General features: G+C 47.5%; 22 protein-coding genes. 21 read left to right on the forward strand and 1 reads right to left on the reverse strand.

Features of this window, described 5'->3' with window-relative positions:
• The first annotated feature begins 95 nt into the window (after positions 1–95).
• The 6 genes from ABCW45_RS08995 to ABCW45_RS09020 all read left to right on the forward strand — a co-directional run bounded on the left by ABCW45_RS08995 (position 96) and on the right by ABCW45_RS09020 (position 5,063).
• A complete protein-coding gene (locus ABCW45_RS08995; protein ID WP_343220689.1) occupies positions 96–1,754 on the forward strand; it encodes an AAA family ATPase in 1,659 nt (552 codons plus the stop codon).
• Between the two features lie 95 nt (positions 1,755–1,849).
• Positions 1,850–1,987, forward strand: a complete 138-nt coding sequence (locus ABCW45_RS09000) for a hypothetical protein (protein ID WP_166462275.1) — start codon at positions 1,850–1,852, stop codon at positions 1,985–1,987.
• A 129-nt stretch (positions 1,988–2,116) separates the two neighbouring features.
• A complete protein-coding gene (locus ABCW45_RS09005; RefSeq protein WP_117469642.1) occupies positions 2,117–2,650 on the forward strand; it encodes an RNA polymerase sigma factor in 534 nt (177 codons plus the stop codon).
• A gap of 3 nt (positions 2,651–2,653) precedes the next feature.
• Positions 2,654–3,652, forward strand: coding sequence for a DUF4367 domain-containing protein (locus tag ABCW45_RS09010; RefSeq protein WP_343220690.1), 999 nt, complete (start codon positions 2,654–2,656; stop codon positions 3,650–3,652).
• 811 nt (positions 3,653–4,463) lie between these two features.
• Positions 4,464–4,601, forward strand: coding sequence for a hypothetical protein (locus ABCW45_RS09015; protein WP_021904979.1), 138 nt, complete (start codon positions 4,464–4,466; stop codon positions 4,599–4,601).
• A 240-nt stretch (positions 4,602–4,841) separates the two neighbouring features.
• The gene (locus ABCW45_RS09020) at positions 4,842–5,063 is read left to right on the forward strand and encodes a hypothetical protein (RefSeq protein ID WP_343220691.1); all 222 of its coding nucleotides are present in this window, start codon (positions 4,842–4,844) and stop codon (positions 5,061–5,063) included.
• A gap of 248 nt (positions 5,064–5,311) precedes the next feature.
• On the opposite strand, the gene rpmB is transcribed toward ABCW45_RS09020, so the two are convergent.
• Positions 5,312–5,497, reverse strand: a complete 186-nt coding sequence (gene rpmB / locus ABCW45_RS09025; protein ID WP_015554580.1) for a 50S ribosomal protein L28 — start codon at positions 5,495–5,497, stop codon at positions 5,312–5,314.
• 306 nt (positions 5,498–5,803) lie between these two features.
• Here rpmB and ABCW45_RS09030 point away from each other — a divergent pair, with 306 nt between their 5' ends.
• The 15 genes from ABCW45_RS09030 to ABCW45_RS09100 all read left to right on the forward strand — a co-directional run bounded on the left by ABCW45_RS09030 (position 5,804) and on the right by ABCW45_RS09100 (position 24,797).
• Complete coding sequence (locus ABCW45_RS09030; RefSeq protein WP_015554579.1) at positions 5,804–6,160, forward strand: Asp23/Gls24 family envelope stress response protein; 357 nt, start codon at positions 5,804–5,806, stop codon at positions 6,158–6,160.
• 16 nt (positions 6,161–6,176) lie between these two features.
• Positions 6,177–7,886, forward strand: coding sequence for a DAK2 domain-containing protein (locus ABCW45_RS09035; protein WP_343220692.1), 1,710 nt, complete (start codon positions 6,177–6,179; stop codon positions 7,884–7,886).
• 184 nt (positions 7,887–8,070) lie between these two features.
• Entirely contained in the window at positions 8,071–10,125 is a 2,055-nt protein-coding gene (gene recG / locus ABCW45_RS09040; RefSeq protein ID WP_343220693.1) for an ATP-dependent DNA helicase RecG, read from the forward strand.
• A gap of 147 nt (positions 10,126–10,272) precedes the next feature.
• Positions 10,273–10,773, forward strand: coding sequence for an HD domain-containing protein (locus ABCW45_RS09045; RefSeq protein WP_117515535.1), 501 nt, complete (start codon positions 10,273–10,275; stop codon positions 10,771–10,773).
• A 193-nt stretch (positions 10,774–10,966) separates the two neighbouring features.
• On the forward strand, positions 10,967–11,533 hold the full coding sequence (locus tag ABCW45_RS09050; protein ID WP_117470238.1) for a GNAT family N-acetyltransferase: 567 nt from the start codon (positions 10,967–10,969) through the stop codon (positions 11,531–11,533).
• Positions 11,534–11,765: 232 nt separating this feature from the next.
• Entirely contained in the window at positions 11,766–12,713 is a 948-nt protein-coding gene (locus tag ABCW45_RS09055) for a DUF4340 domain-containing protein (RefSeq protein WP_181968487.1), read from the forward strand.
• Between the two features lie 128 nt (positions 12,714–12,841).
• Entirely contained in the window at positions 12,842–13,384 is a 543-nt protein-coding gene (locus ABCW45_RS09060) for a chromate transporter (RefSeq protein WP_117470240.1), read from the forward strand.
• Entirely contained in the window at positions 13,384–13,968 is a 585-nt protein-coding gene (locus ABCW45_RS09065) for a chromate transporter (protein ID WP_117470314.1), read from the forward strand. The genes ABCW45_RS09060 and ABCW45_RS09065 overlap by 1 nt, the downstream gene beginning before the upstream one ends.
• 298 nt (positions 13,969–14,266) lie before the next feature.
• Positions 14,267–16,186 carry a DNA gyrase/topoisomerase IV subunit B gene (locus ABCW45_RS09070; protein WP_117470241.1) on the forward strand — a complete coding sequence of 640 codons (1,920 nt, stop codon included), beginning with the start codon at positions 14,267–14,269 and terminating at the stop codon, positions 16,184–16,186.
• A 14-nt stretch (positions 16,187–16,200) separates the two neighbouring features.
• Complete coding sequence (locus ABCW45_RS09075) at positions 16,201–18,447, forward strand: DNA gyrase/topoisomerase IV subunit A (RefSeq protein WP_343220694.1); 2,247 nt, start codon at positions 16,201–16,203, stop codon at positions 18,445–18,447.
• 86 nt (positions 18,448–18,533) lie between these two features.
• On the forward strand, positions 18,534–19,247 hold the full coding sequence (gene deoD / locus ABCW45_RS09080; protein ID WP_117515529.1) for a purine-nucleoside phosphorylase: 714 nt from the start codon (positions 18,534–18,536) through the stop codon (positions 19,245–19,247).
• A gap of 167 nt (positions 19,248–19,414) precedes the next feature.
• Complete coding sequence (gene asd, locus ABCW45_RS09085) at positions 19,415–20,500, forward strand: aspartate-semialdehyde dehydrogenase (RefSeq protein WP_117483606.1); 1,086 nt, start codon at positions 19,415–19,417, stop codon at positions 20,498–20,500.
• 173 nt (positions 20,501–20,673) lie between these two features.
• Complete coding sequence (locus ABCW45_RS09090) at positions 20,674–21,726, forward strand: aldose epimerase family protein (protein WP_343220695.1); 1,053 nt, start codon at positions 20,674–20,676, stop codon at positions 21,724–21,726.
• 95 nt (positions 21,727–21,821) lie between these two features.
• Complete coding sequence (locus ABCW45_RS09095) at positions 21,822–22,706, forward strand: DMT family transporter (protein ID WP_015554566.1); 885 nt, start codon at positions 21,822–21,824, stop codon at positions 22,704–22,706.
• Between the two features lie 36 nt (positions 22,707–22,742).
• Positions 22,743–24,797 (forward strand): DNA topoisomerase, encoded by a 2,055-nt coding sequence (locus tag ABCW45_RS09100; protein WP_343220696.1) that lies wholly within the window; start codon positions 22,743–22,745, stop codon positions 24,795–24,797.
• The last annotated feature ends 248 nt before the right edge of the window (positions 24,798–25,045 follow it).

Below are 25,045 nucleotides of genomic sequence, written 5' to 3' on the forward strand. Positions count from 1 at the left end.
AATTCCTCGGAGTGATCCGGGGAATTGTTGTATCTGAACGCCATTTATGATAAAATGGTTTTAACGATTTCGGGGTATGAGAGGAGGGAATAAGCGTGACACATTTAAATATCCCGGTAGGAATTTCTGATTTTGCTGAGATCCGGCAGAACGGATATTATTATGTCGATAAGACAGGCCTTATTGCCGAGGTATTAAAGGCTCAGGCAGTAAAAGTGACACTGATTACCCGTCCAAGGAGATTCGGAAAGACATTGGGGATGAGTACTCTGGAAAATTTCTTTAGTATCCGAAAAGACAGTGCGGTATTGTTTCAGGGACTGGGGATCATGAATGCTTCGGCGCTCTGTCAGAAATGGATGAATCAGTGTCCGACGATCTTCCTTTCGTTTAAAGATGTGGATGGCCTGACTTTCGATAGTGCCTACGGAATGTTGGAAGCAACGATTGCTGAATTATTTCGAAAATATACAGACCTTCTGGACAGCGAAAATGTAAATGATTATGACAAAGAAGCTTTTCGCCGTATCTTAAAAGGCGAAGCCGGTACGACCGGAATCAAGAAAAGTCTCTCTCTTCTCATACGAATGCTGAGTGATCATTATGGAAAACAAGTGGTGCTGTTGCTGGATGAGTATGATGTTCCTGTGGCCAAGGCGAGCAATCACCATTATTATCAGGAAATGTTAGAAGTAGTGAAAGCAATGATGAGCACTGCATTAAAAGACAACAATGCCCTTCAATTTGCAATCATTACCGGCTGCCTGAAGATCGCGAAAGAGAGTATTTTCACCGGAACAAATAATTTCGTGTCAGATACGATCACTTCTTCCAGGCTGAATGAATACTTTGGATTTACGCAAGATGATGTAGACAGGATTTTACAGGATGCGGATGCCAAAGATCATGCAGAGGCGATGAAATACTGGTATGACGGATATCATTTTGGCGATTTTGATGTATATTGTCCGTGGGATGTGATGAATTACCTGTTTGATCTTTCGAACGATCCGAAGGCAAGACCTGCGAGTTACTGGAAGAATACGAGCGATAACGCAATCATCCGCTCCTTTATCGATTATTCGGGGAGCAGTATTACCGGAAAACTGGAAACATTGTTAGCGGGAGGAACGATCTCACAGAAGGTTGAAGAAAACCTCACATACGATCTTCTGCACTCCTCAGAAGAAAATTTGTGGAGCATTCTTTATCTGACCGGCTATCTGACAGGGGTTCGCGGAGAAGATCAGACTACAAAACTTATGATTCCGAACGCGGAGATCCGGGAGATCTTCGAGTCGACTGTCGTAAAGTGGTTTCAGGACAAAGCGAAAGGAACTGACCGAAGAACTCTGTTCCATGCAGTATGGAATGGTGACAGTGAACTTTTGACGCGTGAGATGAGCACGCTGCTCAGAATGACCATCATCTATCATGATTATAAAGAAGATTTTTATCATGCATTCCTTGCCGGAATCTTCGCCGGTGCGGGGTATATGGTGGAATCCAACCGAGAACACGGTGAGGGACGGAGTGATGTGATCGTATGCGATTCGGAAAACGGACGGCTCGCTGTCTTTGAGGTTAAGTGTTCTGCCGCACTTGAGAAAATGGAAGAAAGCTGTGAAACGGCATTGCGCCAGATCGATGAACGCATGTATGCAAAAGAGTTTAAAGACAGCTATGATCAGGTTCTCTGCTATGGAATTTCTTTCTATAAGAAACGCTGTCTGGTAAAGAAAATTCACTCGTGAAATTCATGATTACTGGAAAGATACAGAACTGTTGCGAATCATTATCTAAAAGACCGCATAATCTGTCATAGACATTCCTTTTTGGGAGAATGGGTATGAAGCGATTATGCGGTCTTATGCTGTTCTGCGTAGGTTTCGGTATGACCTGGGCGTTAGTGCTGCCGACGACATTTTTCCTTGTACTCACGGCGGCGGCGCTGATGATCGTGGGGTATAATCTGTTTTGTGGGTAAAAATATTAAGCCCGTTAGTATTAGATTCTTATTTTTGTCGACATAAAAACCAAACAAAATATTGTCCCTTGTTGAATGCACTGCACCTTATATATTAAATAAATAACAAGAAGCACAGGAGATGGATTTATGCTATTCTTAGTATTATGCACCTTTTCAGAAGATGAGCAGGTTTGGATCGAACAATTATTTAATGAAAATCACACCCTTTTATATAAAGTTTCTTATCAGTTGCTTCAATCAGAAACAGACGCGGAAGACGCTGTTGCACAGGCATTTTTAAATATAATGGAACATTTTGAAAAAATCAGCCAGTTACCACGCCGCGACCAGATTCCCTATAGTGTTATTATTGCAAAGAATGCATCCTATGATATTCTTCGTAAGAAGAAAAAGATGATTCCGGTGGAAGAGTTTTATGAAACAAGGACGGATTCTGGAGTAGAAGAAGCTTTCTTTGAAAAATTCAAGAAGGAGCAGTTGGCGGTGGCATTAGAACATTTAGAAGAAAATGATCGAACACTTCTTATGTTTCGATTTGGTCGTAACATGTCATTAAAAGATATCGCAGTGCTGATGGGAATCTCGGAAGAGACAGCTAAAAAGAGGAGCCAGCGGGCAATAAAAAAACTGAAGAAAAAACTGGAAGAAATTGAGAGGTAAAAAGTGACAAGTATTTTAAGAGAAGTTTGTCGAGAAAGATTGAATCAAGAGTGGGCACAAGCTGATAAGAGTCTAGATAATTACAAAAATGTGATGTCAAAAGAAAGTAAATTGATTGACGAAGGGGAAATTAGAAAAAACATTTTGGATAAGGCAGCAAATAAAATTCTTGCACTCCCATTCCCGGAACAGGCTGTATTTCATCTTTATTATGCTTTTCACTTAGATGACTCGCAGATTAATGAAATTCTCATGATTCCGTATGCTCATGGAATGCGGATTAGTATGTTGAATTACCTTCAAAAATGGACAAGTACTCCAGAAATATTTGCATGTCCAGAAAGCATTTCTCAGATATGCACAATATCACTGACAAAGCTAATGGCTGAGATAAATACAACAGAGGATATCCAACATGTGTATTCTAGACGTTTCAGAAAACAATTACGGAAAATCCATATTACACAACAACCGACAGATCATTTATTTCGTGGAATTTTGCGGGCTGCAGCTGTTTTTCTTGCGATTTCTCTCGGATTTTCAACAGCAATGGTCACAAATGCGGAATTTCGTGGAAAAATTTTGGAATGGATCGTGGAGACATATCCGAAGTATTCTAAAATCGGGTTGGAAGGTATACAAAATAAGCATGTCATAGAGGAAGGGAATAATTTAGGTTCTTTCCAGATTAACTATATTCCAGATGGATATCAATTGGTATATCAGAGCAATCTCCCATTAATGAAAAAATTCAGATATAAAAATTCAGAAAATACCAGTATTACAATACAAGTTTCACCTGGGAATGGGTCAAATAATTATAATACGGAGAATTCAGAAATAAAGTCATGTATGACCGGAGAGAAAAATGTATTATATTGGGAAAAAGATGGAGTCCGAATGTGTGTGATTAAGGAAGGGGAATGGCTGATAAGCGTTGTCACAGAACTTCCATTTAATGAAGTATTCAAAATTGTGGAAAATATAAATTATTGTAATTGACATGTCCCTAAAGTCTCATTTGGACGTTATATAGATGAAAAAGATAAAGGAGGACGTGTTTTACTGATATGATATTAGTTTTCTATGAAGGCTATTAAAGCAAAAATCAGTTTTTCTAAATCTAATTAAGAAGGTGATACATGCTTTTTTTATTAATAATCACACCTATTGTCCATTTCTTGCTTGCAAAAACAAAGTTCACAATAACGAGAATTATAATTGTATTGCTTCAAGAAATTATACAGACGATGATATGGAAACGGATATATGCAAATCGTACTAAATGGTTTTCGTATTTTCTAATATTATTTGGTACAATAATTCCATATATGCTATATTTAGATAAGGATATTCCTAGTGGTTATATGGCAACTATAATATTAATAGCGCTTTTTTTATGGATAGAACTTCTACAATATCAAAGAAAACTTCTGTTTTTCACTTTTGGTGTATCGATAGCATGTTTATTATTATATTATAAAGGATTTCCAACGAAAATGTGTGAAATATTTCCGTTATTAGTATACTGCATAGAAATATTTCCGTTAATGCTCCAAGCAAAAAAAGAAAAGTAAGGGAATGCCTGACAATAACTCGGATATGAGTGCAGAAACAAGAGTATATCATATATCCTTCGGATAATATAATAGGTTTTGCGATGGAAAGTCGCGAATACTGGTAAAGAATGAATAAAAAGATCGAGCTACTAATAATAGATGCTCACAGAAGTTTTATAGATACGAAAAATAAAGGCACCCTCATTTGAGGATGCCTTTATTTCGATTCCCTATCTTGTTTAGGGAGAATGGATATGAAGCGATTATGCGGTCTCATGCTGTTCTGCGTGGGTTTCGGCATGACCTGGGCCTTGATATTGCCGACAACCTTTTTTCTTGTGATTACGGCGGCAGCGCTTATGATCGTGGGATATAATCTGTTTTGCGGGTAAAACAGGACAGATGAGTGATACCGGATCTGCAATTCTGATTTTTCGGGCAAAGGAGTCGAAAAACGGCACACCGCATTCTTGTTACTTTCGTGATGAGCAGGTGTGCCAAAAATTTTTATCAAGACGCAGAGCAGACGTTTGATATATAGGAATGTTTTTGATATAATGTAAACACGGAGGCATAAAGACGGAGAGGAGGACTTTTATGGGACCAATTTTGAGGGCGATGGGTGGTTTTGTGTGATAGCAATCATTGTTTCGGAGCTTTTAGCGGATATTCCCTGGCTGTCAGATCAACTGAGACTCCCGGGAATCGTGATGATCTCACTGATTTTTGCCCTGTTTTACGGGCCGGAACCAAAGCGGATCTCGAAAAAAGTTTTTGTGGGAGGAGTAGTGGGCCTTACGGCTGCTTCGCTGCTTGGAGAGCTGGTCGGAAATTTTATTGGAAAAGGTATCTGAATCATTCTGTTGGAAAATCAGATTTGAATGAAAAAATATGCGGGCACATAAAAAAGAATGTGCCTTGGCACATTCTCGCGCCTCGCGCGGTCGCTTGCGACAGTCTACACCTTCGCGCGAGTGCGCATCTTTGGCACGTCAGTGCCTTTTCATGTAACAGGAAATTCCGAGGCATTTCCTGTTACATGAAAAAGGCACCCTCACATGAGGATGCCTTCATTTCATTTCCCTATCTTGTAAAAGGAGGATTAAGCTCTCTCAACGAGACCGGATCTTAAGCAGGAAGTGCATACATACATCTTGCGGGAGCCGCCGTTAACCTTAACCTTTACAGATTTTACATTCGCGTTCCAGATTTTATTGGATCTTCTATGGGAATGGCTTACTCCATTACCAAAGTGAGCCGCCTTTTCGCAAATAGCACATTTAGCCATGATTCCACCTCCTTAATCATTCATACGGTTGGATGCAAAAATCCATAACATGGATATCATAGCAGAAGATTAAATATTTTGCAAGCAAAATTTTTAGAAATTTCACATTTTTTTGAAAAATAAGTGGAATCCCATGGACAGAGAAAACTTGATATGGTATATTAGGATTATTAAAGTTCAATTATAAAGGAACTTTTATGCGAATGATCCGGGTGGTCTTTGTTATGAAACGGCTGGATCATTGGCGTTTGCGCCTTTTTTATCAGGATACGGCGCTTATAATCAGTAGGAATGGAGGCTTAGCGTATGAAGGGATGTATTAACAATAAAATGGGACAGATCCAGATCGACACCGATGTTATCGCTCTTTATGCCGGCACGACAGCGGTAGAATGCTTTGGAATCGTGGGAATGGCTGCAGTAAGTATGAAAGACGGTCTGGTAAAGCTATTAAAGAGAGAAAGCCTGACTCACGGAATCAATGTTACGATCAATGATAATGCAATTGAAATCGACTTCCACGTAATCGTATCCTATGGCGTCAGCATCTCGACCGTAGCGGATAACCTGATCGAGAGTGTGAAATACAAAGTAGAAGAGTTCACGGGAATGCCGGTTGAAAAGATCAATATCTTTGTTGAAGGTGTTCGAGTGATAGATTAAGGAGGAAGTAAAATCCATGGAATTAAAGTCCGTAGATGCCGCTCTCTTACAGAAAGCGGTTCTGGCCGCAGCGAAAGGCCTTGAGGCAAAAAAAGAATGGATTAACGAATTAAACGTATTCCCGGTTCCGGACGGTGATACGGGTACGAATATGACCATGACGATCATGGCCGCAGCAAGAGAGGTGGCTGCGATCGAGAATCCGACAATGGAGTCCATCGCGAAGGCTCTCTCATCCGGTTCCTTAAGAGGTGCCCGCGGTAACTCCGGCGTTATCTTATCCCAGTTATTCCGCGGTTTCACAAAAGAGATCAAGGAATCCAATGAAATTACAGTGACAAGCCTGGCGAATGCCTTTACCCGCGCAACTGAGACTGCCTACAAGGCTGTTATGAAGCCGAAGGAAGGTACGATCCTCACTGTGGCAAAAGGAATGGCTGAGAAGGCCGTTGATCTTGCGACACAGACAGATGATGTGATCGAATTTTTAACACAGGTGATCGAGGAAGGCGACTATGTATTAAGCCAGACTCCGGAAATGCTCCCGGTATTAAAACAGGCTGGTGTTGTTGACTCCGGCGGACAGGGACTTATGCAGGTCATGAAGGGCGGTCTCGACGGTCTTTTAGGAAGAGGGATTCCGTTTGATGCCGTTGCTCCGGCAGCCGCAAACACAGAGTCCGCAAAACCGAAGGTGGCTGCAGGAAGTGATGAGCTTTCTACTTCCGATATTAAGTACGGCTACTGCACCGAGTTTATCGTAAACGTGGAGAAAACCTACGATATGGATGAGGAGCAGAAATTCAAAGGATATTTGGAGTCCATCGGTGACTGCGTCGTTGTAGTTTCCGATGACGATATTATCAAAGTCCATGTCCACACGAACCATCCGGGTCTTGCATTTGAGAAAGGTCTGACTTACGGTTCCCTTTCCAGAATGAAGATCGACAATATGCGCGAGGAGCACCACGAGCGTCTGATCCAGAACGCTTCCAATGTTGCCCAGACTCCGGAAACTCCGGCTGAGGCAAAAAAAGAGGAAGCTCCGGCATCCAACGAGCCGAGAAAACCGTACGGCTTCATCGCTGTCTCCATCGGTAAAGGTCTCGGTGAGATCTTCAAGGGAATTGGCGCTGACTACCTGATCGAGGGCGGACAGACGATGAACCCGAGTACCGAGGATATGCTAAATGCCATCGAGAAGGTAAATGCGGACGTGATCTACATCCTTCCAAACAACAAGAATATCATTCTTGCCGCTGAACAGGCTAAGAGTCTTGTGGAAGATAAGAAGATCTTCGTTGTTCCGTCCAAGACCGTACCGCAGGGTATCGCGGCTCTCATCAACTTTCTCCCGGATCTTTCACCGGAGGAAAACCTTGAGAACATGACATCCGAGATGGGACGGATCCACACAGGCCAGATCACCTACGCGGTCCGCAACACAAATATCGACGGAATGGAGATCCATGAGGGTGATATCATGGGAATCGGTGATTCTGGCATGCTCGCTGTAGGCCAGAATGTAAATGAAACCGTTCTTGAGACCTTAAAGCACCTGGTGGATGACGAGTCCGAGCTGATCAGCGTTTACTCCGGTGAGGACGTGACGGAGGAAGATGCGGCAGCACTTGTAGAAAAAGTGCAGGCGGCATTCCCGAACTGTGAAGTTGAATTAAACGACGGCGGTCAGCCGATCTATTATTACCTGCTTTCCGTAGAGTAAGCGGGGAGATGCCAGAGGCGCCTGGCGCCCCGGCGAATGTATAACGATAGAAAAAGCTGCTCCCTTTGGTCAGAAGACCCGATGAGGCAGCTTTTTCCATGAGACAAAAAGCGGAAAGTTTCCGGTATGTTCTCAGTAGGCTGCAGACTGCGCCGCAGGATAAGACAAAAGGAGCGTGAAAACGATGGCAAACGACCAATCCATAGAGACCTTAAAAGGAATCGGAGAAAAAACGGCAAAGCTTTTTGAAAAAGTCGGGATCCGCACCATCGACGATCTGCTCCACTACTATCCGAGGGGCTATGATACCTACGGGGAGCCGAAAGCCATCGGGGAGCTTTCTGAGGATGAGACCGGGACCGTGGAGGGCTTTTTAAAGAGCGGGGCCGCAGGAGTCCACGTAAACGGTCTTTCCATCGTCCAGGCGACCATCAGCGATATGACCGGAAAACTTCGTCTCGTCTGGTATCACATGCCGTATTTAAAGAACACTCTGCGGCCGGACAGTCATTTTATCTTCCGGGGCCGTGTGATCCGCAAAAAGAACGGACTCACGATGGAACAGCCCCAGATGTTTAAGCCGGAGGCCTACGAGGAACTTTTATCCAGCATGCGCCCGGTCTATGCCCAGACGAAGGGTCTGGGAAATAAGATGATCACTTCCGCAGTCGAGCAGGCACTTGCGTTCCGGACGTTGGAGAGGGATTATCTCCCGGCAGGTCTCAGGATCGCAAACGAGCTTGCGGAGTACAACTTTGCTATCGAGCACATCCATTTTCCGTCGAATGAGGAAGAACTGAAGTTTGCGAGGAAGCGCCTCGTGTACGATGAATTTTTCTTCTTCCTTCTGGCAGTGCGTCATTTAAAGGAGAAACGTCAGAATGTGCAGAGCCCATTCCATATGGAAAAACAGGATGAATGCTGGAAGCTTCTGGCGGATCTGCCTTACAGGCTCACGAGCGCCCAGCTGAGGACGCTGGAGGAAGTCCTGAAGGACCTCAAGAGCGGTTCCGTCATGAACCGGCTGATCCAGGGTGATGTTGGCTCCGGTAAGACGGTCATCGCCGTTCTGGCGCTCCTGGCAGCCTGCGAGAACGGATACCAGGGCGCTCTCATGGTGCCGACAGAAGTTCTCGCGAGACAGCACTTCGAGTCTGTGACGGAACTTTTTGAGAAGCATGGTGTGGACAAAAAGGTGATCCTGCTCACTGGTTCCATGACGGCAAAGGAAAAGCGGATCGCCTACGAGAAAGTTGCCTCCCATGAAGCGGATATCATCATCGGAACCCACGCCCTGATCCAGGAGAAGATAGTCTATGATAACCTTGCCCTCGTCATCACCGACGAGCAGCACCGGTTCGGTGTCGCCCAGAGGGAGATGTTTGGAAACAAGGGACAGATGCCTCATGTGCTGGTCATGAGCGCCACCCCAATCCCGAGGACTCTGGCAATCATCCTTTACGGGGACCTCGATATTTCCGTCATCGACGAGCTCCCGGCAAACCGTCTTCCCATCAAGAACTGCGTGGTGGACAAGAGCTACCGCCCGCGGGCTTACCGTTTTATCGAAAACGAGGTAAAAAATGGCCGCCAGGCCTACGTGATCTGCCCGATGGTGGAGGAGAGCGAGATGATCGATGCAGAAAACGTCCTGGACTACACGAAGATCTTAAGGCAGAATCTGCCGGGGATCCGGGTGGAGTACCTTCACGGGAAGATGAAGGGAAAAGAGAAAAATAAGATCATGGAAGAATTTGCCGCCGGGAAGATCCAGGTGCTTGTCTCCACCACGGTCATCGAGGTCGGGGTCAACGTGCCGAACGCTACGGTGATGATGATCGAGAATGCCGAACGGTTCGGCCTTGCGCAGCTCCATCAGCTTCGGGGCCGCGTTGGACGGGGGGACAAGCAGTCCTACTGCATCATGGTGAATGCCTCCGGAAATAAGGAGAAAAACAGGCGTCTGGACGTCTTGAATAAGTCCAACGACGGCTTTTATATCGCTTCCGAGGATCTGAAGCTCCGGGGTCCCGGTGATATCTTCGGGATCCGTCAGAGCGGAGATCTGGAGTTCCAGCTGGCAGATATCTATACAGATGCGGTGACGCTTAAGAAGGTCTCCGAGGACGTGAACCGGCTTTTGGAGCAGGATGAAAACCTGGAACAGGAAGAAAACCAGGAATTAAAGAAGCGCCTCGACAGGTTTCTGGAAGAAAAGTATGAGAAGCTGAACCTGTAATAAAAAAAGAATTATTGAACCTGCCGGTATATGACCAATCATCAAAGATGAAACATTGGGAATACCGGGAAGTGCAGCAAGTACGAAGACCTGCTGCACAGTTACGGAAAAGCCACAGATTGATTATAAAAGAGGAGAATGACACACATGACGAGACTTGATGAACTCTTATATGAAATGACACGCTACGACGACAAGGATGTAAAACGGATCCAGCACTTTTTGAAGGTCCATGAATTCGCGAGACTGATCGGCCTTGAGGAGAATCTCGATCCGTACACCCAGGAAGTTCTGGAGGCAGCGGCCATCGTTCATGACATCGGAATTCACAAAGCAGAAGAAAAGTATGGAAGAAACACTGGAAAATACCAGGAGATGGAGGGACCGGGCGAGGCGCGGACCATGCTGACAGCCCTTTCCTGGCCCCTGGAGGTCATCGACCGTGTCTGCTATCTGGTAGGACATCACCACACATACGATAATATCGATGGAATGGACTACCAGATCCTTGTGGAGGCGGATTTCCTCGTCAATCTCTTCGAGGATGGATCCACACCGGACACCCAGAAGAGTGTATTTGAGAGAATATTCCGAACGGAAGGCGGAAAACGTCTGTTCCGTCTGATGTTTGAGAGTGGAGAGGAATAAACAGGTGAAAACACTTCTGGGAGGGGCAAATATATCGTTACCTGGGCACTGGGACATCTTGTGACTCTGGCGGACCTGGTGAACAACGTGTCCGCGATGGCACTTGCTGGGATAAAACTGGATAATAAGTGATCACAGATACGCGGCAGGGACGATATTGCAGGTATATCAGATAAGTGAGAAGGAATAAAGTATGTCAGTTAAATTAAAACAGGTATTTTCAGGGAAACGCCTTGATGAGGTCCATGCCCTCTATGAGACCGCATTTCCCGCCAGCGAGAAGAAACCTTTCTCCATGATCGTTTCCGGGCAGGGGACAGGGCTGGTGGAGATCCTTTCCCTGGAAGAGAATAATAGGTTTCTTGGTCTTGCCATCATGGCGAAGGCGGGAGACCGGGTACTTCTTGACTATTTTGCCATCGCGGATGAAGTGCGGGGGCATGGAGCCGGCTCTGCGGCACTTCAGGCGCTCCGTGAGAGATATCAAGGCATGAGGATCATCATTGAGATCGAGAGCACGAAATGTGAGGATGAAGAGGAACTGGCTCTCCGCACACGCCGGAAAAAGTTCTATCTGCGGAATGGGTTTACGATGCTGCCGTACTACATCGATCTCTGGGGGACGGAGATGGAGATGCTTTCAAATGGTCAGCCATGCCCGTATGAGGAATATCTCGATATCTATACAACGGCATTTGGAACAAAAGTATCCGATAAGATCCATTTTTTAGGGGACGCACCGGCGGCAGATGAGATCTGATGGCAGCCTGGGAGCAATTTCCGAAGAAATAAGAATCAAATTCACAAAAAGTACACAGGGGTATGATATAGTGAGCGATAAGTGAGTCAGGAGCAGGCTTGCATGCTTCTGACGAACGGCGAACTGGACCACAATAGCTGCGTTAGCAGCGGTCAGCACCATAGGTGCGAATTGTGGTATAGTGAGCGTGCTTTCGCCAACAAACCAATTAACAATGAGAGGATTACCAGATATGAAAAAACATGTATTATTAGGAGCGCTGCTCCTGACAGCAGCACTTTCGGCAGGACTTACCGGCTGTTCTTCTTCCGGCACAAAGGAATCAGGATCCCCGAAGGTGGAAATCTCCGAGATTAGAGATGACGTTGTAGAACCGGATTTCTCTGGTGCGGACATTGAAGTTTATGCATTAAATGCACCGATCGATTTTGACTACTCCAGTTCCGACACCGATATGATCTTTAAGAAAAAAGACGGTGTATGGCTGGATGCCATGGATTCCGCGATCCCGTTAAACCAGGAAAAATTTGAGGCGATGGCACAGAATTTCCTGAATCTTCATGCGATCTCTGAAATTGACAGTGCTGATACCGCATCTGACTATGGTATGGGAAATCCGGTATACACTGTGACGATCACCGACAGCGAAAAAGGTGAGATCACTCTGAGCATCGGAAACAAGGATGCAGACGGAAATTACTATCTCTCCGATGAGAAAAATATCTATCTCGTAAAAGCATCCACAGTAGACTCCCTGGTATTCGACTATGATACCCTGGTTGTCCGCGAGGGACTGGATATTCAGGTTACAGCAGCTGATCTTCAGAACGTGTCCATCACCATGGACGGTAAGACAACGTCCTACAAGAACTCTGATACAGAGGTCATGACGACCATCGCAGACGGAATCAGCAATCTCAAACCGTTCGACTATGCAAGCTACCATATTTTAAATCAGGAACTTGCTAATGCTGACCTGACAACAGATACCCGCATTACATTCCAGGCGGAGCTCACTGTAAATGGTGAGAAGAAGTCTCTCACGATTTATGTCGGAACATACGCAAATCCGGATCAGACATACCGCTATGTGCAGCTTGATGGATCCAACATGATCATGGTCGTTGACAACAACATCGTATTAAACCTCTTAAACGGTCTGACACCGGATGAGGAATAAGTGCAAAGAAAATGCATAAACATGCATGATAAGGCAAGAAAAAGGCAATTCTTACACCCTTTTTCTTGCCTTTTTTTTGTCTTTGAGATATGATAGAACAAGACTTTGGAATAAAGGAGAGAAAACACATGAATCAGTTACTTGATCTCTTCCTTACGTTTGCCAGAATCGGCGGTCTTACCTTTGGCGGTGGATACGCGATGCTTCCGATCCTCCAGAGAGAGGTCGTTGAGAAGAGACACTGGGCAACAGAAGAGGAACTTATGGACTATTACGCGATCGGCCAGTGTACCCCGGGCATTATCGCGGTAAATACGGCGACCTTTGTCGGACAGGGACTTGCCGGCTCCATTGGCGGTATCGTCGCGACTCTGGGCGTTGTATTCCCGTCCCTGATCATTATCACGGTCATCGCAGCATTTATCCAGAACTTTGCGCATCTCGCGATCGTACAGAACGCCTTTGCGGGTATCCGTGTCTGCGTTTGTGTCCTGATCTTCAACGCGGTGGTCAAACTCTGGAAAAAGGCAGTTGTGGATAAGCCGACATTAGTGATCTGCCTGCTTGTGATCCTCGGCTCCACACTTACAGAGTTTTCCCCGATCGTGTTCGTTATCCTTGCGGCTGCTGCAGGAATTATCTTAAAGAATAAGGAGGCTGCTTCCAAATGATGATCTTTGTCAGACTTTTCTTTGAGTTTTTTAAAGCTGGTCTCTTTGCAATCGGCGGCGGGATGGCGACACTCCCGTTCCTCTACAATATCTCCGATAAGACAGGCTGGTTCACCTACGGACAGCTTGCGGACATGGTGGCGATCTCCGAGTCCACACCAGGTCCGATGGGCGTCAACATGGCAACTTACGTTGGATTTACAACAGCCGGTCCTGCTGGTGCAGTAATTGCTACACTCGGTCTGATCACACCATCCATTATCGTGATCCTGATCATTGCCGGATTCTTAAAGGCGTTCAAGACAAACAAGTATGTTCAGAACGCTTTCTACGGACTCCGCCCGGCATCAACAGGTCTGATCGCGGCAGCAGGACTTTCCGTTCTGTCCTTGGTTCTTCTTCACAAGGACGCTTTTGCGGCAAGCGGAAAGATCACAGACCTGATCAGCATCCGCAGTATCGTTCTTCTTGCAGTACTTTATTATTTCACGGCAGTCTGCAAAAAGACGAAAGGACTCCATCCGGTTGCGTTTATTGCGGCATCTGCGGTGATCGGAGTTGTGCTTCGGTTCGGAGGAGTTTAAAATTTAAGTAAATATGTGCCTGTGGGAGAGCGATCCCGCAGGCTTTTTTCTTCCGAAAAACCGTTTGAAAAAGCTTGCTGGGACCGCATGCTCCAGGATGTTTTTCGACACAAAACTATAATTCGAATATATGTTCGATAGAAAACGCTTGCAAATCTGGAAGATTTAAGTGTATAATAGGAAAAGCTTGACTGAGAAACGTGGCTGCGGCATATACGCAGCAGTATGAAAAATAAAACAAAGCTGCGGCGGGGAAGCTTTCCTGCCGCAGTTTATGACTTGTATTGGAGGTCTTTACATGGCGAAAGCACAGTATAATGCTGACAGTATTACCGTACTGGAAGGACTGGAGGCAGTCCGCAAGCGTCCCGGAATGTACATCGGTGGCGTTGGAACAAAGGGCTTAAACCATTTGATATATGAAATCGTCGACAACGCGGTGGACGAGCACCTGGCTGGATTCTGTACGGAGATCACGGTAACGCTGGAGGCGGATGGGTCCTGTACCGTAAAGGATAACGGACGGGGAATCCCGGTGGAGATGCACAAAAAAGGCGTGTCCGCGGAACGTGTGGTTCTCTCCACGCTTCATGCAGGCGGAAAATTCGATAATAATTCCTATAAGACCAGCGGCGGACTTCATGGCGTCGGTTCTTCCGTCGTAAACGCCTTGTCTGACCGGATGAAGGTAAAAATTTCCAGGGATGGAAAAGTATATTATGATGAGTATGAAAAGGGACATCCGGTGATCGAACTGAAGGATGGGCTTCTTCCTGTGATCGGAAAATCAAAGGAGACAGGAACAGAGATCAACTTCCTGCCGGATCCGACGATCTTCGAGAAGACGAAATTTAAGGCGGAGTGGTTAAAGAGCCGTCTTCATGAGTCCGCCTATTTAAACCCGAACCTGGCGCTCCACTATGTGAACAAACGCGCCGGTGAGGAGGAGATGATCACCTACCACGAGCCGGATGGGATCATTGCCTATGTCCGCGAGTTAAACAACGGAAAAGAGCCGGTTCATGAGCCGGTGTATTTTAAAGGCAGTGTGGACCAGATCGAGGTGGAGGTGGCGTTCCAGTTCGTTGACGCCTTCGAGGAGAATATTCTCGGATTCTGCAACAATATCTTCACCCAGGAGGGCGGAACCCACCTGGTGGGATTCAAGACGAAATTCACCCAGCTGATCAACTCCTACGCGAGGGAACTCGGCATTTTAAAAGAGAAGGACAGCAACTTTACCGGCGCTGACACAAGAAACGGCATGACGGCCGTTGTGGCGGTGAAACACCCGGATCCGATCTTCGAGGGACAGACAAAGACAAAGCTTGCCAGCGCCGATGCGACAAAGGCTGTGTTCACCATGACTGGAGACGAGCTGGAAAGGTTTTTCGACCGAAATCTCGACACCTTAAAGGCAATCATCGCCTGTGCGGAGAAATCCGCAAAGATCCGCAAGGCGGAGGAGAAGGCGAAGACAAACATGCTCTCCAAGTCGAAGTTCTCCTTCGACAGCAACGGAAAGCTTGCAAACTGTGAGAGTCGTGACCCGTCAAAGTGTGAGATCTTCATCGTCGAGGGAGATTCTGCCGGCGGCTCCGCAAAAATGGGAAGAAACCGACAGTTCCAGGCGATCCTGCCGATCCGCGGAAAGATCTTAAACGTGGAGAAAGCGTCTATGGATAAGGTCCTGGCAAACGCTGAGATCAAGACTATGATCAATGCCTTCGGCTGTGGATTCTCTGAGGGATACGGAAATGACTTTGATATCACGAAATTGAAATACGATAAGATCGTCCTGATGACCGATGCCGATGTGGACGGAAGCCATATCGACACATTGCTTTTAACATTTCTCTATCGCTTCATGCCGGAACTGATCTACGACGGACATGTTTACATCGCGATGCCGCCGCTCTATAAGGTAGTTCCGAAACGCGGAGAAGAGCGGTATCTCTACGATGACAAGGCGTTAGAAGAATATAAGAAGAGCCACGCCGGGGACTTTACGCTGCAGCGCTACAAAGGTCTCGGTGAGATGGATGCGGATCAGCTCTGGGAGACGACGCTAAACCCGGAGAACCGCGTCTTAAAACGGGTGGAGATCGAAGATGCCCGGATGGCAAGTGAAGTGACGGAGCTTCTGATGGGAAGCGACGTTCCGCCGAGAAAGAAATTTATCTATGATCATGCCGATGAGGCGGAAATCGACGCATAGAAGGAGAGTTTACCATGTCTGAAAAAATATTGCGAACTGAATATTCGGAGGAAATGCAGAAGAGCTATCTGGACTACTCCATGAGCGTCATCACCTCCCGTGCGATCCCGGATGCCAGAGACGGTTTAAAGCCGGTACAGCGCCGTGTTCTCTACGATATGAGTGAGCTTCACTTAGATCACGATAAGCCCCACAGAAAGTCGGCACGTATCGTGGGCGATACCATGGGTAAATACCACCCACACGGCGACAGCTCTATCTACGAGACCTTAGTTGTCCTGTCCCAGGACTTTAAAAAGGGAATGGCTCTGGTGGACGGACACGGAAATTTCGGCTCCATAGAGGGTGACGGCGCAGCTGCCATGCGATACACTGAGGCACGCTTAAAGAAATTTGCGGAGGAGGTCTACTTAAAAGATCTCGATAAGACCGTAGATTTCGTCGCCAACTACGATGAGACGGAAAAAGAGCCGGAGGTCCTCCCGGTCCGCGTGCCGAACCTTCTCGTAAACGGTGCGGAGGGAATCGCTGTCGGCATGAGCACCAGCATTCCGACCCACAATTTAGGGGAAGTTATCGACGCGGTAAAGGCCTATATCGATAACCGTCTTCTCACCGTTGAAGAGCTGATGCAGTATATGCCGGGACCGGATTTCCCCACCGGCGGGATCATCGCAAATAAGAGTGATCTTTTACAGATCTACGAGACTGGTGCTGGAAAGATCAAGCTCCGCGGAAAGATCGAGGTGGAACTCGGAAGAAGAAAGGCAGACCGAGACAAACTGGTGATCACGGAGATCCCGTACACAATGGTCGGCGCGGGAATCAACAAGTTCCTCATGGATGTGGCAGATCTCGTTGAGACGAGGAAGCTCACCGATGTGGTGGACATTTCAAACCAGTCAAATAAAGAGGGGATCCGCATTGTCCTGGAGTTAAAGAAGGACGCGGATGTCAATAAGATCAAGGCGGTCCTCTATAAAAAGACAAAGCTCGAGGACACTTACGGTGTCAACATGCTCGCCATTGACGATGGACGCCCGGAGACCATGAACCTTAAGCAGATCTTGAATACATTCCTGGAATTCCAGTACCGGAACATGACGAAGAAGTACAATGTTCTTCTCCAGAAGGAAATGGAAAAGAAGGAAGTTCAGGAAGGGCTCATCGAGGCATGCGATGTGATCGACCTCATTATCGCCGTTCTCCGGGGATCAAAGAACATGAAGGACGCAAAGGAATGCCTGATGACCGGAAATACGGAGAAGATCCAGTTCCGTGTGCCGGGCTTTGAGGCGGACGCGAAGAAGCTTCATTTTACCGAACGCCAGGCGACAGCGATCCTGGAGATGCGTCTCTACAAGCTCATCGGTCTTGAGATCCTCGCGCTCCAGAAAGCATACAAGGAGACATTGCGGAAAATCCGTGAATATAAGCATATTCTTTCCAACCAGAAGAATATGGATGTGGTGATCAAGGAAGACCTTGACTCCATCAAGGCAGAGTTCGCAGAACCGAGAAGGACACTCATCGAGGACGGCGAAGAGATGGTTTACGTGGAGGCGAAGGAAGAGGCGAAGGAAGTGATTTTCGTCATGGACCGCTTCGGCTATTGCAAGACCATGGACCGCTCCATCTACGAGAGAAACCAGGAGACCGTGGACAGCGAGAATGTCCGGGTACTTCCGGTGATGACGGACGATAAGCTCTGCATGTTCTCAGATACCGGAAACATGTACCAGGTGAAGGTTGCGGAGTTCCCGACACTGAAGATGAAAGACAAGGGAATCCCCATCGAGAACGTCAGCAAATTTGATGGGAAGACGGAGACGATCCTCTTTATGCTTCCGGCATCCGGATTTACCGGTAAGAAATTCCTGTTTGCGACGGCTCAGGCGGCGGTGAAGATCGTCCCGGGTGAGGAGTTTGTAACAGCAAACAGGACTGTTGTGGCAACAAAGCTGGCAGAAGGGGATAAACTTACGGAGATCCGCGAGATCGGCACAGAGATCGACGGAACCCGCGACGTAGTCCTGCAGACCGTTGGCGGAATGTTCTTAAAGTTCCAGATGGAGGAAATCCCGGAGCTCAAAAAGAACAGCCGCGGTGTTTGCGGAATCCGGCTGGAAAAGGAAGATACGCTGGAACATGTATATCTGCCGGATATGGACGGAACCGCGGATTATAAAGGAAAAGAAGTTGCCCTCAACCGGCTGAAAGCAGCAAAGAGGGCTGGAAAAGGAACGAAAGTTAGGTTATAATAGAGATAGCTGAAAGATGCTCGTGACATAATAAAACTGAAAACCATGGTTCGGACAGATCCTGTCCGCTGAAAAGGAGAAATCATATGAATATACCTACACCTCATATTGCCGCAAAACAAGGCGAGATTGCGCCGTCTATTTTACTTCCGGGTGATCCGCTCCGCGCAAAATTTATAGCTGAAAATTTCCTTGCCGGTGCGAAACAGTTCAATGCTACAAGAAATATGTTCGGCTACACCGGATTTTACCGCGACAAACCTGTTTCTGTCATGGGGACAGGAATGGGATGCCCATCCATCGGAATCTACACCCATGAGCTCATCGAGGGATACGGCGTAAAGACACTGATCCGTGTGGGTACCACAGGAGCAATCTCCGAGGATGTCCATATCCGTGATCTTGTGTTCGCCATGGGTGCCTGCACACAGACAAACTATGTAAGAGAATTCGGTCTTCCGGGCGATTTCGCACCGATCGCGGACTTTGGCCTTCTGATCAAGGCTGTCTTCCATGCAGAACAGGAAAACCTCCCGTATCACGTCGGAAACGTGCTGACCTCCGATCTTTTCTACGAGCCGGAGAAGAAAAAACACGAGGGACTCCAGTTTGCCGATATGGGTGTCCTTGCAGTGGAGATGGAGACAGCAGCTCTCTACGCGAATGCGGCACTGTCAAAGGCTCGTGCACTTTCCATTCTGACCGTATCTGACTCTATGGTGACAGGCGAGAAGACTACTGCAGAAGAAAGAGAAACATCTTTTGCGGATATGATCCACGTAGCTCTTGAGATTCTTTAATCGTTACAGTTCTGCAATGGCATTTAACACTTGCATTTTTTGTCGTTTTGAGTTAGGATAGACAACAACACAAGTGTTGCGCATAGAGACATATGTCCGCGACGGGTGGAAAATGGCAGGCTGGCAGCTGATACCGGCTGACGGGCTGAGATGAGGAGATATGTGTGATGGAAAAGAAACTTAGAGTTGGTATCCTTGGAGCAACAGGTATGGTAGGACAGAGATTTATCTCTCTCCTTGAGAATCATCCATGGTTCGAAGTGACGACCGTGGCAGCCAGCCCGCGTTCTGCAGGAAAAACATATGAGGAGGCAGTTGGAGGACGCTGGAAAATGACGACTCCGATGCCGGAAAAAGTTAAAAATTTAGTTGTTATGAATGTAAATGACGTGGATGCGGTATCCAAGACCGTTGATTTCGTATTCAGCGCCGTTGATATGACAAAGGAAGAGATCCGCGCTATCGAGGAGGCTTACGCGAAGACAGAGACTCCGGTGGTTTCCAACAACAGCGCTCACCGCTGGACACCGGATGTTCCGATGGTAATTCCGGAGATCAACCCGGATCACTTTGAGGTGATCAAGTTCCAGAAGCAGAGACTCGGCACGACCCGCGGATTTATCGCAGTAAAGCCGAACTGCTCGATCCAGAGCTACACTCCGGCACTCAGTGCGTGGAGAGAGTTCGAGCCGTACGAGGTAGTCGCTACTACATATCAGGCTATTTCCGGAGCAGGAAAGACCTTTAAGGACTGGCCGGAAATGGTAGAGAATGTGATCCCGTACATCGGCGGCGAGGAAGAGAAGAGTGAGCAGGAGCCGCTTAGGATCTGGGGTCACTTAGAGGGCGGCGTGATCGTAAAGGCAAAAGAGCCGGTAATCACATGCCAGTGCGTCCGGGTACCGGTATTAAACGGCCACACAGCTGCTGTATTCGTAAAATTCAGAAAGAAAGCTTCCAAGGAACAGCTCATTGAAAAGCTTGTAAACTTCAAGGGACTTCCGCAGGAGTTAGAGCTTCCGAGCGCACCGAAGCAGTTCATCCAGTATATGGAAGAGGACAACCGTCCGCAGGTTAAGCTGGACGTTGATTTCGAGAAGGGAATGGGCGTATCCATCGGCCGCTTAAGAGAAGACACCGTCTATGACTGGAAGTTTATCGGTCTGTCCCACAACACCGTCCGCGGTGCTGCAGGCGGAGCCGTCCTCTGCGCAGAGCTTCTCACAAAGCAGGGATATATTTCTGCAAAATAATATCGACGGATATCGGTTATCATCTGTCGATCAGAACGTAAATCATGGGCCCGCTATTTGTGCGGGTCCTTTTTACGCGGACAGCGAATCAGTACATATACCTGTATATGGCCTGATGCTGTTTCGTATCAGTGGTACTTATTCATAAGGATCGAAACTGAGGAGGTATTTTTATGTCATTGAAAAAAGAATACTTTGGGGAAATGCCGGATGGAAGAGAGGTAAGTCTCTACACCATCACAAATAAAAATGGTCTCGAGGCATCCATCACAGATCTCGGCGCCGTCTGGGTCCGCATGGTCGTTCCGGATAAAAATGGGGGTATGGACGATGTGATGCTGGGATTTGACGACGCGGCTGGTTATTTAAACAATGGTCCGCATTTCGGATCTGTTGTGGGCCGGATCGCAAACCGCACCGCGAAGGGAAAATTCTCCCTGAACGGAAAAGAGTATACCTTGGCGGTGAACAATGGCCCGAACAACCTGCACAGCGGTATGGATTATTATGACGCACGTCTCTGGAACGCGAAGGAAGAGGCGGAAAACGCTGTCACCTTCACACTTCTGAGCCCGGACGGAGATCAGGGATATCCGGGAAACGCCATCGTATCCGTCACATATACGCTGACAGACGAGGATATGCTGACGCTGACATACAGTGTCCTTTCCGATGCTGACACGCCGGTGAACCTGACAAACCATGGATATTTCAACCTCCTCGGCAATAACGGAGGTTCCATCCTTGACCACAAAGCTCGAATTCTTGCAGATTTTTACACCCCGTCCGATGAGACATCGATCCCAACTGGAGAGATCCGCCCGGTAAAGGGAACTCCGATGGATTTCACGGATTTCCATGTGATCGGGGATCGGATCGATGAGAATTTCGACCAGCTTGTCATGGGACGTGGATACGACCATAACTGGTGTCTCTCCCATGTCCGCGGCGACTTCGGACTTGCCGCGCAGATCTTCTCCGAGGAGAGCGGCAGAGCGATGGATGTCTATACAGACCAGCCGGGCGTGCAGTTCTATACTGCTAACTGGCTTGAGCAGGAGAAAGGAAAGAAAGGTGCGTTCTACCATGCAAGGACCGCATTCTGCTTTGAAACCCAGAACTTCCCGGATGCTGTCAACAAACCGCACTTCCCATCACCGATCGTAAAGGCAGGGAAAGAGTGGACGTCTGCGACAGGATATCGTTTTTATATTTATGAAAAATAATGACAACCCTTCATGGTTACAAGCAAAAATCCATTCCAGATCGGCTGCGCCGATGAGATTTTTGCTTTGCATAAAACTACTAAGGAATTATTGATATGAATAATTTAAGTGAACGCAGCATCAAGATCCTGGCATCCATGGGACTGATCCTTACGACGATGATCTGGGGATTTGCCTTCGTGGTTATGAAAAATTCTGTGGATGTGATCCCGCCGACCTACCTTCTGGCGGTCCGCTTTTCCATGTCCGCGGTACTGCTCGCCCTGTTGTTCCATAAAAATATGATGAAAGCAGACCGGGAGACGGTCCTCTGCGGCGTGATCTTAGGCGCTTTTCTCTGCCTGTCCTATCAGTTCCAAACCTACGGTCTGAAGCACACGACAGCAAGCAAGAATGCTTTTATCACAACGCTGTATGTCATCATCGTGCCGTTCCTCTACTGGATCGTCAGTAAAAAGAGACCTACAGGCCGGAATATCGCCGCCGCGTTTCTCGCGGTCATCGGTCTTGCGCTTTTGTCATTGCAGGGAGATCTCTCGATCAATTACGGAGATTTTCTGACGCTGGTCTGCGGTCTGATGTTTGCGGTTCACATGGTATTTATCGACAAGTTTACAGAATGCCACGACCCGATCGCCCTGACGGTGATCCAGATCCTTGCAGCAGCTATTTTCAACTGGATCTGCGCACCGTTTCTTGACGGATCCTTTGATTTCACGGTTCTGATGGATAAGTCTCTGATCGGGGGACTGCTATACCTGGCAGTCTTCTCCACCACAGTGGCTTATCTCTTACAGAACAGCGGACAGAAATATCTGAGCGCATCTACATCGGCGATCCTTCTTTCCATGGAGTCGGTGTTCGGAACTCTGTTTTCCGTGATCTTTTTAAAGGATGTACTGACAGGAAAGATGTTGGCCGGATGTGCGCTGATGTTCGCGGCAGTTCTTTTATCGGAGCTCCCGCAGAAGAAAAAATAGCAGCTGTGAAGTAAATATAAACAGGAAAGAGGTTTCATGGGAAAAGCATTATTTATCGCCGAGAAGCCCAGCGTTGCGCAGGAATTTGCGAAGGCATTAAAGGTTTCCGGGAGAAAAGGAGACGGATATATTGAGTCCGACCAGGCTATCGTGACCTGGTGTGTGGGTCATCTGGTGACCATGAGTTACCCGGACGCCTACGATCCGGTCCTGAAACGCTGGAGCATGGAAACTTTGCCGTTTCTCCCAAAGACATTCAAATACCAGGTGATCGACGATGTAAAAAAACAATTTAAGATCGTGAGCGGGCTCTTAAACCGGGCTGACGTGGACACGATCTATGTCTGCACTGACTCCGGGCGTGAGGGAGAGTACATCTACCGCCTGGTGGAACAGATGGCCGGGGTAAAGGGAAAGAACCGCCGCCGTGTCTGGATTGACTCCCAGACCGAGGATGAGATACTCCGGGGAGTTCGGGAGGCGAAGGACCTTGCGGAGTACGACAACCTTGCAGCATCCGCATACCTTAGAGCAAAAGAAGATTATCTGATGGGCATTAATTTTTCCAGGGTGCTTACCTTAAAATACGGCCCATCGGTGGCGTCCTACATGAGGGAAAAGCGGGCGGTGCTGTCCGTCGGCCGTGTGATGACCTGTGTCCTCGGCATGGTGGTCCGCAGGGAACGGGAGATCCGGGAATTTGTGAAGACTCCGTTCTACCGCGTCATCGGTTCCTTCGATGTCCCGGATCATGAGACTGCGGTCATCGAGGCGGAATGGAGAGCGGTGGAAGGCTCCAGATACTTCGGCACACCGGCGCTTTATAAGGAAAACGGATTTAAAGAACAAAAGACGGCGGAGGAGCTGATCCGCTTTTTAAGCGCCGGCCCGATGGAAGGAACGCTCATCGCCCTTGATAAGAAAAAAGAGACGAAAAATCCGCCGCTTTTATATAACCTTGCGGAGATCCAGAACGACTGTTCGAAGATGTTCAAGATCAGCCCGGATGAGACCTTAAAGATCATCCAGGAGCTCTATGAGAAAAAGCTGGTGACTTACCCTCGAACGGACGCCAGAGTTCTCTCCACTGCGGTGGCGAAGGAGATCTATAAGAATATCGGCGGACTCCGGAATTTCGGACCTCTCGCGGACTTTGCCGCGAAGGTGCTGGACGGCGGAACCTGGAAACAGATCGCAGGGACGAAATATGTGAACGATAAGCAGATCACTGACCACTACGCGATCATCCCGACTGGACAGGGATTTGGAGCACTGAGAAGTCTAAATCCGCTGGCCGCGAAGGTGTATGAACTGATCGGACGACGTTTTTTAAGTATCTTTTATCCACCTGCGGTCTACCAGAAGTTTTCTCTGCAGATCGAAAAGCAGGGAGAACGGTTCTTCGCGGTCTATAAGGTTCTTGCGGAGGCAGGTTACCTGAAGGTTGCGAACGTCCCGTCCAAGAAAAAAACAGAAACTTCCGGAAACAGCCGGGGGGAAAATTCCGGCGCAGGACAGGAAAACCAGACGGAAGAACTGGGTCCGGGTCATGATGAGAAGGCAAAGAATCTTCTTGCCATGCTGTCCGGTCTGAAAAAAGGACAGAAATTAAAGCTTTTAAAATTTGATATCAAGGAAGGTGAGACATCTCCACCGAAGCGCTACACCTCCGGTTCCATGATCCTTGCCATGGAGAACGCCGGCCAGCTCATCGAGGATGAGGACCTGCGGTCCCAGATCAAGGGAAGCGGCATCGGCACGAGCGCCACCCGGGCGGAGATCTTAAAAAAACTGTTCAGCATTAAATATCTGGCGCTGGCGAAAAAGACCCAGATCATCACACCGACGCTTCTCGGGGAGATCGTTTTCGATGTCTGCCAGGCGTCCATGCGGCAGCTCCTGAACCCGGAACTCACGGCCAGCTGGGAAAAAGGCCTCACCTATGTGGCGGAGGGAACCATCACGCCGGATGAGTACATGGAAAAGCTTGAGCGTTTTGTGACGCTCCGGACAAACGGCGTCAAGCAGGCGAACAACGCCTATATGCTGCGGCCGTATTTCGACGCTGCGGCTCAGTTCTATAAAAAATAGCGCAACTGCTCAGTGCCTTCACAGTTGCGTGCAAAAATCCATTCCCAAATCGGCTGCGCCGATAGGATTTTTGCCTTCCTGCCTAAGCTTTCTTACGGTCAGCGCAGCAAGTGCGCAGACCTGCTGAACCAATGTCACTTAGTTAAGCTTTTTACAAATTAATGGATTTGTGTGCATCTAGCGTGAAAAGGATGTGGTAAACAAAAAAGATTAAAACAATCTTCGTTCAAAAAAATCATATAAATATC

The sequence above is a fragment of the Pilosibacter fragilis genome, assembly GCF_032490495.1.
GTDB lineage: Bacteria > Bacillota > Clostridia > Lachnospirales > Lachnospiraceae > Pilosibacter > Pilosibacter fragilis.